This is a genomic window from Mesorhizobium sp. M1050 (assembly GCF_040318715.1).
In the GTDB taxonomy this organism is placed as follows: domain Bacteria; phylum Pseudomonadota; class Alphaproteobacteria; order Rhizobiales; family Rhizobiaceae; genus Mesorhizobium.
On the sequence record NZ_JAMYMV010000123.1, the window covers coordinates 1 to 9,794 of the forward strand.

11 protein-coding genes and 1 tRNA gene are annotated in these 9,794 nt (G+C 59.4%); 8 read left to right on the forward strand and 4 right to left on the reverse strand.

Annotated features, from left to right (window positions below):
• Positions 1 to 793: 793 nt before the first annotated feature.
• A complete protein-coding gene (locus NKH57_RS32490) occupies positions 794 to 1,726 on the forward strand; it encodes a lysylphosphatidylglycerol synthase domain-containing protein (protein WP_352827482.1) in 933 nt (310 codons plus the stop codon).
• A 171-nt stretch (positions 1,727 to 1,897) separates the two neighbouring features.
• Positions 1,898 to 1,971, forward strand: a tRNA-Gln gene (locus NKH57_RS32495).
• Between the two features lie 171 nt (positions 1,972 to 2,142).
• On the opposite strand, the gene socB is transcribed toward NKH57_RS32495, so the two are convergent.
• The gene (gene socB / locus NKH57_RS32500; protein ID WP_352950411.1) at positions 2,143 to 2,859 is read right to left on the reverse strand and encodes a type VI toxin-antitoxin system SocB family DNA replication inhibitor toxin; all 717 of its coding nucleotides are present in this window, start codon (positions 2,857 to 2,859) and stop codon (positions 2,143 to 2,145) included.
• Positions 2,837 to 3,388 (reverse strand): type VI toxin-antitoxin system SocA family antitoxin, encoded by a 552-nt coding sequence (socA, locus tag NKH57_RS32505; protein ID WP_352950413.1) that lies wholly within the window; start codon positions 3,386 to 3,388, stop codon positions 2,837 to 2,839. Before socA ends, socB begins: the two co-directional genes overlap by 23 nt.
• A 268-nt stretch (positions 3,389 to 3,656) precedes the next feature.
• On the opposite strand from socA, the gene NKH57_RS32510 reads away from it, so the two are divergent.
• From NKH57_RS32510 to NKH57_RS32520, 3 genes are all read left to right on the forward strand, one after another.
• Positions 3,657 to 4,562: a macro domain-containing protein gene (locus tag NKH57_RS32510; protein WP_352950415.1), complete on the forward strand. Its 906-nt coding sequence runs from the start codon at positions 3,657 to 3,659 to the stop codon at positions 4,560 to 4,562.
• A gap of 26 nt (positions 4,563 to 4,588) precedes the next feature.
• Positions 4,589 to 5,536: a DarT ssDNA thymidine ADP-ribosyltransferase family protein gene (locus tag NKH57_RS32515; RefSeq protein WP_352950427.1), complete on the forward strand. Its 948-nt coding sequence runs from the start codon at positions 4,589 to 4,591 to the stop codon at positions 5,534 to 5,536.
• A gap of 166 nt (positions 5,537 to 5,702) precedes the next feature.
• Positions 5,703 to 6,323 (forward strand): hypothetical protein, encoded by a 621-nt coding sequence (locus NKH57_RS32520; RefSeq protein WP_352950417.1) that lies wholly within the window; start codon positions 5,703 to 5,705, stop codon positions 6,321 to 6,323.
• A 45-nt stretch (positions 6,324 to 6,368) separates the two neighbouring features.
• On the opposite strand, the gene NKH57_RS32525 is transcribed toward NKH57_RS32520, so the two are convergent.
• Positions 6,369 to 7,055, reverse strand: a complete 687-nt coding sequence (locus NKH57_RS32525) for a D-lyxose/D-mannose family sugar isomerase (RefSeq protein ID WP_352950419.1) — start codon at positions 7,053 to 7,055, stop codon at positions 6,369 to 6,371.
• Here NKH57_RS32525 and NKH57_RS32530 point away from each other — a divergent pair.
• The 3 genes from NKH57_RS32530 to NKH57_RS32540 all read left to right on the forward strand — a co-directional run bounded on the left by NKH57_RS32530 (position 7,054) and on the right by NKH57_RS32540 (position 8,831).
• A complete protein-coding gene (locus NKH57_RS32530; RefSeq protein WP_352950421.1) occupies positions 7,054 to 7,335 on the forward strand; it encodes a hypothetical protein in 282 nt (93 codons plus the stop codon). The two genes, NKH57_RS32525 and NKH57_RS32530, sit on opposite strands and share 2 nt — an antisense overlap.
• Positions 7,335 to 8,393, forward strand: a complete 1,059-nt coding sequence (locus NKH57_RS32535; protein WP_352950423.1) for a D-TA family PLP-dependent enzyme — start codon at positions 7,335 to 7,337, stop codon at positions 8,391 to 8,393. The genes NKH57_RS32530 and NKH57_RS32535 overlap by 1 nt, the downstream gene beginning before the upstream one ends.
• 147 nt (positions 8,394 to 8,540) lie before the next feature.
• Positions 8,541 to 8,831: a hypothetical protein gene (locus tag NKH57_RS32540; protein ID WP_352950425.1), complete on the forward strand. Its 291-nt coding sequence runs from the start codon at positions 8,541 to 8,543 to the stop codon at positions 8,829 to 8,831.
• 57 nt (positions 8,832 to 8,888) lie between these two features.
• On the opposite strand, the gene NKH57_RS32545 is transcribed toward NKH57_RS32540, so the two are convergent.
• Positions 8,889 to 9,647 carry a heme ABC transporter permease gene (locus NKH57_RS32545; protein WP_023762196.1) on the reverse strand — a complete coding sequence of 253 codons (759 nt, stop codon included), beginning with the start codon at positions 9,645 to 9,647 and terminating at the stop codon, positions 8,889 to 8,891.
• Positions 9,648 to 9,794: the final 147 nt, after the last annotated feature.

Here is a 9,794-nt window from a genome sequence, read left to right on the forward strand (position 1 = left end):
GTGGGCCGGAGGCCACCCCCCCCAACCCCGGCAAGGCCAGCCATGGCCGGCGGGCCGGCGCGTGGTCCACCGCCCGCGGGCGCAGCCGCGGGCGAGGCCGCCGATTCCGCCGGTCTGTGCGCCTCCGCCGCCGGGGTCCCGGTCTTGCCTGGCACCGGCGATCGAATCTCCGTGGGACGCGCGTCATCGCGCGCAAAGACCTTGCGCCCGCGCCTTCGCTTGCGTCGCTTCTTGGGCTTGCCCTTCTGGGTCGCGTCGCCCGCCTGCCCATCCGCGGAGCGGGACTCCGTCGGGCGGCGTTGCTGCCAGCTTGCGGTCCCGGGAATTGGCCCTGGGGAAGCGCTGGACGCGCCCACCTCCGGCGCGCTGGCGCCGGTGTCGCGGTCTTCCACTGTCGTTCCTTCCGGCACCGCGCGAACCGATGACGGACGCTGCAGGCGCTTCAGTGTTTTAAGTTGCCGCCAGACTAACAGCGCCGCGCCCGATCACCAAGAGCCGCATGCTGAATTTTGCCGGCTGGGTCCGCAAACCACCGTTCCGGTCACGCCGCGCAATTTTTCAGCAGGCCTGGACCGGTACGCCCAATGCCTGTCGGCGGCCTCTTCAGCCGCTTGCAAGACGGACAAATCGGCCCGGTTGTCGCCGCGCAAAACGTTCGCGGTTGAATAGCCGGCTTCAATGAGGCATTTCTGAAATGGGCGGAAGGATCCGGCCCGGCCGACCTCCTCGCACCACCAGCAGAAGAGGAAGCGGACCCGCAACGCATGGCATTCCGGCAATGAATTGGCAGGCAATGAACTGGAGACGCTATTTCTGGCCGGTGGTCGGCATCGCGGCGGTGATCTTCTCGCTACTGCTACTCTGGCACGAACTGCGTGGCATTTCGCTCGACGATGTCTGGGACGGCATATCGGCCATTTCGGCACCCGGCTGGATTCTTGCAGCCGTGAGTGCGGTCATCGCCTATGCCTCACTCGCCGGCTACGACCACATCGCGCTCCTGCATATCGGCAAGCGTGTGTCGTGGCTGTTCGTCACGCTCTGCTCGTTCACGACCTATGCGCTGTCGCACAACATAGGCGGTTCCGTGTTCTCGGGCGCCGTCATCCGCTACCGCGCCTATGGCACCAGGGGCCTGAGCGGGCAGGATGTCGGCGTGCTGGTGGCGGTCTGCTGGATCACCTTCGTGCTGTCGATGATTTTCATCTCTGGCCTGGTATTGGTCTTCGAGCCTGAGATACTCGACAGGTTTTCCGGCCTTGCCCATCATGGCCTGTCGGAGGCAGCGGGAATAGCGATGCTGCTGCTGGTCGCCGCCTACATATTCGGCAGCTGGCTGCACCTGCGCCCGCTGAAGATCGCCAGCTTTCAACTGCACTATCCGGCGCTGCCTATTGTCGCGCGGCAATTGCTGATCGGTCCGATCGAACTTCTGGCGGCCGCCGCGATCATCTTCTTCGCCCTGCCCGAAGCCCACAATCCCGGCTATTTCGTCGTGCTCGGCGTCTTCCTCGTCTCCTTCTCGATCGCGCAGATCTCGCATGCGCCGGGCGGCCTCGGCGTGTTCGAAGTCGTCTTCCTCGCCGGCCTCTCCGACATGGACCGGGTCGGCGTGCTGGCGGCGCTGCTGGTGTTCCGGCTGTTCTATCTGATCATCCCGTTGTTCCTCGGCCTGGGCATCGTGCTGTTCTTCGAACGCTCACAGTTCAGCCGGACAGAAAGCTGAGCACGAGGTGAACGCGGAGCCGGCGCGACGTTTGAAACGCGGCATCCGAACTGGCTGACGAAACCTGCCTTTTGAAGCGCTCAGCAGGCTTGACTATTTTCCGCTGGCAGCTACAAGGCAGCGCTCAAGCGGCTCAGCCGCTCGGCCCGCACGGTTCATGACCGCGCCTGCTGGGGAATAGGTTAACGGTAGACCCACGGACTCTGACTCCGTTAGTCCTGGTTCGAATCCAGGTTCCCCAGCCAGCAATTTTCCAAGTGAATTCAGTATTTTATTTTGGCGGAGATTGTCCGTTTCCGCGACTTCGTGCCGCGACACGGCAGCACCGGCATAAGGGCAATCATGCTGGTAGCGCACTGCAAATTGTCGGATAAAAGAAAATGGCCCCTCCCGGGGCCATTCGATGGAATGATTTATCAGATCAGGGATCCGCGCCCCCCGGCACCTTTTCGCCGGGTTTCCCGTTCCCATTCCTCAAGGATCGCGCGCCACAGGTCATATGTCTCGCGGACCATCAAATCCAGATCGTCAAAGCTATAGAGCTCAACGCCGCGAGACAGATGAAGCCGCGTCGTGCGGGAACCGTCATCATTCGCATCCAATTGGAAGATTGCGAACTCGACATCCGCGAAGTCTTCGTCAGCGGCCCTGATGCGCTCGTGCATCACAGAAAACGCAAAACGGCGGCCATCAGCGGTCAGCTTCTTTGAGCGCCTGGGATCGATAAACGGCACCACAGTCTGTCCATCAATCGCAACAACGGCTGGAAGCCAAAACTTCACCTTCTCCGAGATGCCGATTGCTAGGGGATAGATGTCATGCCGGCGGCCATGCAAATTCGCGGCTTCGGCAAAATCAAAAAGCGCCTTCGCAGCCCCGAGATTGGCTTTACTTTCATCCTCGGAACGGGAACGTTTGGAGATAGCATCCGCCAGTTTCGCCCACGAAGCGCGATCGACCTTGCCGAGTGGACCAGCATCGACATTCAGCAGTTCCAATGCAGACCGTCGCATTGGTTCATAGGAGTATGGTGGATGCCCACCCTTCATTTGTTCAAGCGCTCGGCTTTTTTGGTCACTTGGCAGCGGGGCGATGCGAGCTAAATCGATATCAGGCAAAGGGCGTATCTTCACCGGGTTCTCCACTCATCGGCACAGCACCTACGCTGACCTTGTGAAATTTGAATCGCTCAAGAATCACACTATCAGGTATTCGGAGTCCAAAAGCCATCTTGGAGCGAGCCTGATCCACGACATACTCCCATGGGGCACCCTTGGCGTGGGAGATTTCCACCAGCCGGCCCGGCGTCAGCTTGCCGTATGAACTGATGACCCATTTCACCAGACGAATCGTTGAGGTGTTCGTGGGCGTGGGCAGGGGATCGGATTTCCCTGTAAGGGGATTCTGGCGCACGGCTCGGAACGAGATGTGCTGGTCACCCGCCGCCTTAAAGGCCTTGTAGGCAGAGGGATGGACTGGGCCAAACTGCCACGCTTCGAAATACCCCGAAACAAGCGGGCTGCGAGTTTCTATCAAATGACGGGCATGGGCGAAGTAGAGGAGTTTCTGCAATGCGAGGTTGCTGATAGCGATGTCGGCCCTTGCTGCCTCATCCAGCATAAGATTGCCGATAGCACGAGGGTCAATAGGCTGGTCGCTCATGGAGCACCTAATATCCGAAGTGAGCGGGGCCGACCATATCAACGAGCCAGAAAAATGTGACAATCTCAAATGGCAAGACCCCTGTCCTGCAAACGCTTCAAACTGCTATCGGCTGAGATCGGCCCAAAATCGTTGTGCGGTCGTTGACGACAGGGCTTTCCGAACGCGGAGCGCTACGCTACCTGTCGTCAAGCGCAAGCTCGGCACAAGCATGTGGTGTTCTTACATTGTTCACTGTAGGCTGTGCTATAAGCAGGAGCCTGACAAATTGTTGATATATCGCCGCACGAGCCTTCTAGAATCCTCTGCTCAAACCCTCGTCAACACCGTCAACTGCGTGGGGGTGATGGGAAAGGGCATCGCTCGCGAATTCAAGGACCGCGAGCCAGATATGTTTCTCGCTTACAAAGAGGTCTGCGAGCAGAAGAAGTTGCAGCCCGGCAAGCTATGGCTCTGGAAAGGAGCGGCCCAATGGGTGCTAAACTTTCCTACGAAAATACATTGGAGGAACCCATCTAAGATTGAATGGATCGAATCCGGATTAAGGAAATTCGTCGCCGCCCACGAGAAAGCAGGCATACGCGAGATTTCGTTCCCGCGGTTAGGCTGTGGGAACGGAGGGCTGGACTGGAAAGATGTCCAGCCGCTCATGGAGCGATACCTCTCGAGGCTCGCAATCCAAGTCTTTATCCACGACTACACGGTAGACATTGGTCTTCCCGAGCATCTTGAGGAGGTGGCAAGAAAGCTCCGCCGCCAGAAAACCGATGATTTCTCGTTCGAGGGCTTCGTTACGGCACTGGAGCGAGCCACCTCAATCTCAAACGACTGTTTGGCTGACTTGGAAACCGAAGAGCCCATCGGCGCTGAAATGCGAGAGGGTGCCCTTACGCTGCGAACGACTCGCGGGGTGTGGAAATTCGATAACGAAGATTTGTGGGGAGTTTGGGTCGCGCTTCAGAAAGGACTTCTCACTCAGGACAAGGCCGGTTGGTCTGTGTCGGAAGCAGGCAAACCACTTCTCTCGGTCCTCAGCCTTCTTCCAAACATCCGCCCAATACAAATCCAGCGCCTAAATTCGGAGCCTGAGCTAGCTGTGGAAGTCCAACGTGGCGGCATTGGCGCCGAGACCGTTCCAGCACCTTCTTCTCAGATGCAGCTTTCATGGCACTGAGCGTCGACGCAATAGAGACGCATATAATGACATGGGAGGCTAATCTCGACCGGCCTTACTATTCTTTTCGAAAAAAATGGCCGAGTAGGCTCTTCCATCACGCTCCTTTGGAGAATGCGGTAGATATTCTTAGAGACGGGTGCCTACGATCTCGGCAGGACCCAAAGAACACCAAACGACGCGATGTCGCGGGTGTCGGGGTGATAGATGCTCGGACACACGCCCATAACTCGGCTCGGCTTTACTTTCGACCGAGAACCCCGACGCAATATCACATCGAAGGCATCCGTAAGAGCAACGAATGCAATTACGGACCAGGTGCACATGCGCCTCTCCTCTTCATGATGGTTTTCGACGCACGTGCAGTTCTTAGCCAAGAGGGGGTAATGGTATCGGACCGAAATATGCAACTGGGTGACGCCTGTCCCAGTGATCAAGACGCCTATTTTGAGGCCATCCCATTCGGTAAGGTCTACCATGAGGGCGGTATCGGCGGCGATCGGACGATAATTGCTCACCGGTGCGCAGAGATTTTGGTGCCCTCGCCTTTGATACTCGATGGATCCCTCCAATGGGTATACTGCAGAAGTGTCGCAGAGCGCTCTACCCTTTTGCATCTGCTCGGACCGACGGCAAAGAACTGGCTTTCGAGGATTATCGTTTCAGATGATCTGCTCGTGTTCCTGCGTGATTTCGTTTTCGTTGAAGATGTAACGATCGGACCAGAGGGCTTGGTATTTCAGCTGAACCCGAGGCGCGATCTGGCTGAAGTTGATGTGCAGATAACAGCGCAAAATTCCAAGGGCGTTGTGCTCGTAAATTTTGGCAACAAAGCGATGAAAGCTCGCCCTGCTGGCGCTAAGCGCTGGAGGATTGAAGCCAAGTTTCCATCTGGCACTTACCATGTTCAGGTGAGACTGGAGCAGCATTTGGCCTTTGATGCATTGATAAATTTCGGCACTGGCCTGATTTGACTTCGACGACAAACGGCGACCGGTCATTCGAAATCGCCGTGACAAGCTTGATGCCGATCTGCCTGCCAAATCTTGTCGCCTTGGCGCGACCGTTACGGCGCGCCTCCGGCCGCTGGTGCGTGCTGGTGACTAAGCTTCGCGAAAGGTTCCTGCACGAGGCCGCGCAATGCCCAGTGATAGCCAATTCATTCTCAAAAGCATCAGCCAAGGCTGCGTGATGCTTGCCGATGACGAGTTCGTCATCGACAGGCTGGTGAAGTATTTCGGCAACGGGAGGATCCGATGGCACGTCGAATTCCGTGGGCATCGCATCGAGCTGACCACAGGCCAGCTTAAGAAGCAGCCTACCTTCCGCCGGAAGATGCTCGAACAGGCTGGCGTGCTGCCGCCCCAGCGTGCCGGGACCAACTACAGGCGATGGGCACTCGATCTGAGGAAGAATGCCGTCGAGCTTCCTTGGCGGGATAGGCCGGTCGATGTCGGTTTCGCCATCGACAGGCTCACCAGCCATGGGGATGAGCGCTGGACGGTCGAATACCAAGGCAAGGCAATCAAATTCACGACGACCAAACTCCGCAGGCAGGTTAGCTTCCGCAAACGCATGCTGGCCAAGGCCAAGGTGCTGCCGCCCCAGCTGGACCCGGCTGCCTATCGGAAGTGGATAGACTGGCTCATTCAAAACGCCTCCGACCCGCAGGCCGACGATGCCTTGATGACGGAGAAAAGTTGGCTTGACGACCTGCCAGAGCTAGCCGGCTGGCAAAACGGAGACAGCCCGACATCCTAGTTTGGCGCCTAGTTGCCCGCGCGATTCCCGCGCCGGCGTTGCCGCTTATCCCAGCCACTTCTCGTAGTCGGACACCAGCAGGTGCACGGGGGCGACATCCTCTTCGATATCCGCGAAGCGGCCGATCGGGTCGCGAAACACGTTGTCGGTGAGATCGTCGTTGACGGTCGACACTTCGCCGATCAGCACATCCTTGCCCTCGGCCCAGAAGGCATGCCAGACGCCGGGCAGCAATGTGACGCTCTGGCCGGGGTCGAGCTTCAACAGGCCGCCCGCCGGCAGCCTGTGGATGGTTCCGTCGACAGGCACCGACACTTCGGCCTTGGAATCGATGCCGCCGTCGCGATCGTGCATGAACAGTTCCAGCACCAACTTGCCGCCACCACGGTTGATGATGTCCTCGGCCTTGATATTGTGGCGGTGCATCGGCGACAGCTGGTCCTTGCGCGAGATCATGATCTTCTCGGCATAGAGCATGCCCATGCCCTTCTTCATGTCCTCGTAGCGGCCGTTGCGGACGGTGAACAGGAACAGGCCGAGATCCTTGAACTTGCCCTGCCCGTAATCGGTGATGTCCCAGCCGAGCCGAGAGCTGAAAACGGCCGAGGAATCCACCTGACGCGCCTTTGCCTCCTCGGGCGACCAATAGGCGAAGGGCGGCATGATGTAGCCGAACGAGCGGATGAACGCGTCGGCTTCGCGGATGATGTCATTGATGGCGGAGCGTTTCATGATCATGACCTTCGTGTCGATTTTGCTCAAGCGCCTCGCGTTCGACGGGGTTCATGCGACGCGCTTTGGGTTTGTTAGCACGCATGTCGTGATCCCAAAACCGCTACACACTTTTGGGCGACATGCTTTGGTAAATCGCTTATCCCAACGCCGATCCGGTGTCGATCCGGCCAGGCCTTTCGCCTCGAGCACATGGACCATAGACCGGGTCTGCTGGCCGCGTGACATCGTGTCCGTTCAAGGTCATAACCGCTGCGGATTTTCACAGAGTGACAGCTGATGCCGACCATCCACGACCTCGACACGCCGTCGATCCTGATCGACGCCGCGCGCGCCGAAGCCAACATTGCCCGCGCCCAGGCCCATGCCGACAAGAACGGGCTCAAGCTGCGGCCGCACATCAAGACGCACAAACTGCCCTACTGGGCGAAGAAGCAGGTGGCGGCGGGTGCGGTCGGCATCACCTGCCAGAAGATTGGCGAGGCGGAGGTGATGGCCGATGCTGGTCTAGCCGACATTTTTCTTCCCTACAACATTCTTGGGCGCGCCAAGCTGGAACGGCTTCTGGCGCTTCACAGGCGTGTCATCCTCTCGGTGACCGCTGACAGCATGGAGACGCTGGAAGGGCTGGCGGCGACCTTCACCGATGTCGGCCATCGCCTGTCGGTGCTGGTCGAATGCGATACCGGCATGGGCCGCTGCGGCGTGCAGACGGCGGATGAAGCGGTTGCGCTGGCAAGACAGATCGACAGGGCCGGCGGCCTCGCCTTCGGCGGGCTGATGACCTATCCGGCCGCCGGTCGCGCGGCGGAGGCCGAGGCCTGGCTCGCTGGCGCCAAGCAGACGCTTGCCGCATCGGGTCTCGCCTGCGAACGCATCTCGAGCGGCGGCACGCCGGACATCTGGCGCTCCAGCAAGGCATCGGTCGTCACCGAATATCGCCCTGGCACGTACATCTATCTCGACCGCTACCAAGTCGCGAAAGGCGTCGGCAGTCTCGACGATTGCGCGCTGACGGTGCTGTCGACTGTGGTCAGCCATCCCACTGCAACGCGCGCCATCCTCGATGCCGGCAGCAAGGCGTTGTCCAGCGATACGTTGGGGCTCGCCGATTTCGGCGAGCTGCTCGGCATTTCGGGAGCGCGGGTCACCGGCTTGAGCGAAGAGCACGCCACCGTCACGCTTTCAGGCGACAGCAAGCTGCGCATCGGCGATCGGGTGCGTGTCGTCCCCGATCATTGCTGCGTGGTCACCAACCTGTTTGACGAGGTCAATCTGATCGACGGCGACACGGTGCTGGAAACACTGCCGGTGGCAGCGCGCGGCCGCACCGGCTGACGCGAATATCCAAAGGCGTGTCCAGGGCATAGTGCATGGTCGACCCCTGTCTAAGGTCCTGCTTGCCCCTGGTGTTCCCTTACGTCAATCTGCCTTCAGCAAGCTGGCCATTGGATGGTTTGCGGCTTGTTCGGGAGGAAAACGAAAATGGCTTACGCAATCGCGCATTATTTTCCTGGCGGCACGAAGGAGCAATACGAGGCGTCAATCGCTGCGGTGCATCCAGCAGGCGGGAAAAGCCTGCCAAAAGGCCAGATCTTCCATGCTGCCGGCCCGTCGGCCGGTGGCTGGTCAATTGTTGCGGTTCACGAGTCCAAGAAGAGTTGGGAGCAATTCCGGGATGACATTCTGATGCCTCAGATGAAAACGGGCATCAAGGGTGGGTTCACCTCGCCGCCTCAGGAGACCACGTTCGAGGTTCACAATCTACAGAAATGACAAGCTGTTCAGAGACGACGAACGCTTGATCTGTCGATGCACCGCTGCGATTGCGCCTTAGATCCGCTCGGCCTGCCTGGCGGCGACGCGACGCATTGCAATGACCCTGCGGCGGCGGATTTCCGTGCGCATCGCCATCAGATGCAGCGCGAAGAACAGCACGGTGAAGCCTAGAGCCATCACGAGCAAAGGCCACAGCAGGCTTGGATCGATGGTCGGCCCGCCAAGCCTGAACACTGACGCCGGCTGGTGCAGCGTGTTCCACCAGTCTACCGAGAATTTGATGATCGGGATGTTGATAAACCCGACCAGTGTGATGATGGCGGCGGCCCAGGCGGCGCGGCTTGCGTCGTCGAGCGCGCGGCTCAGCGCTATGATGCCGAGATACATCAGGAACAGCACGAAGACCGAGGTCAACCGCGCATCCCAGACCCACCATGTGCCCCACATCGGCTTGCCCCAGATCGAGCCGGTGATCAGCGCCAGCGCGGTGAAGACAGCGCCTATGGGTGCGGCCGATTTCAGCGCGACATCGGCCAGCGGATGCCGCCAGACGAGGGTGCCCAGCGCCGAGACCGCCATCAGCGTGTAGCACATCATGGCGAGCCAGGCGAAAGGCACGTGGATGTACATGATGCGAACGGTGATGCCTTGCTGGAAATCCTCGGGCGCGGCGAAGCTCATGTAGAGCCCGAGGGCCAGGATGAGTGCGGCGATGGACGCCAGCCACGGTACGATCCGGTCGACCAGCCCGACGAAGCGCGTCGGGTTGGCAAGATCCATCCAGCCGGTCAGGCGTGAAGTCGTGTCGCTCATGCGGTCTACATAGACCGCCGGCGCGTTCGGGGCAATCGAGCGGTGGTGTCGCAGGCTTCTTACCCTCCCCCTTGTGGCAGGGCTATCGCATATGAGTAAAGAGGCTAAGCAGGTTTTGATCGGCCCATCGTGCCTTGAGTCGTTTGT

What these genes read in the sequence shown, in the direction of transcription:
- NKH57_RS32525 (WP_352950419.1), bottom strand. Translation starts at nt 7,055, where the DNA reads ATGAAACGCTCCGCCATCAATGACATCATCCGCGAAGCCGACGCGTTC.
- NKH57_RS32515 (WP_352950427.1), top strand. Translation starts at nt 4,589, where the DNA reads ATGACATGGGAGGCTAATCTCGACCGGCCTTACTATTCTTTTCGAAAA.
- NKH57_RS32535 (WP_352950423.1), top strand. Translation starts at nt 7,335, where the DNA reads ATGCCGACCATCCACGACCTCGACACGCCGTCGATCCTGATCGACGCC.
- NKH57_RS32540 (WP_352950425.1), top strand. Translation starts at nt 8,541, where the DNA reads ATGGCTTACGCAATCGCGCATTATTTTCCTGGCGGCACGAAGGAGCAA.
- NKH57_RS32545 (WP_023762196.1), bottom strand. Translation starts at nt 9,647, where the DNA reads ATGAGCGACACGACTTCACGCCTGACCGGCTGGATGGATCTTGCCAAC.
- NKH57_RS32530 (WP_352950421.1), top strand. Translation starts at nt 7,054, where the DNA reads ATGATCATGACCTTCGTGTCGATTTTGCTCAAGCGCCTCGCGTTCGAC.
- NKH57_RS32490 (WP_352827482.1), top strand. Translation starts at nt 794, where the DNA reads ATGAACTGGAGACGCTATTTCTGGCCGGTGGTCGGCATCGCGGCGGTG.
- NKH57_RS32520 (WP_352950417.1), top strand. Translation starts at nt 5,703, where the DNA reads ATGCCCAGTGATAGCCAATTCATTCTCAAAAGCATCAGCCAAGGCTGC.
- socA (WP_352950413.1), bottom strand. Translation starts at nt 3,388, where the DNA reads ATGAGCGACCAGCCTATTGACCCTCGTGCTATCGGCAATCTTATGCTG.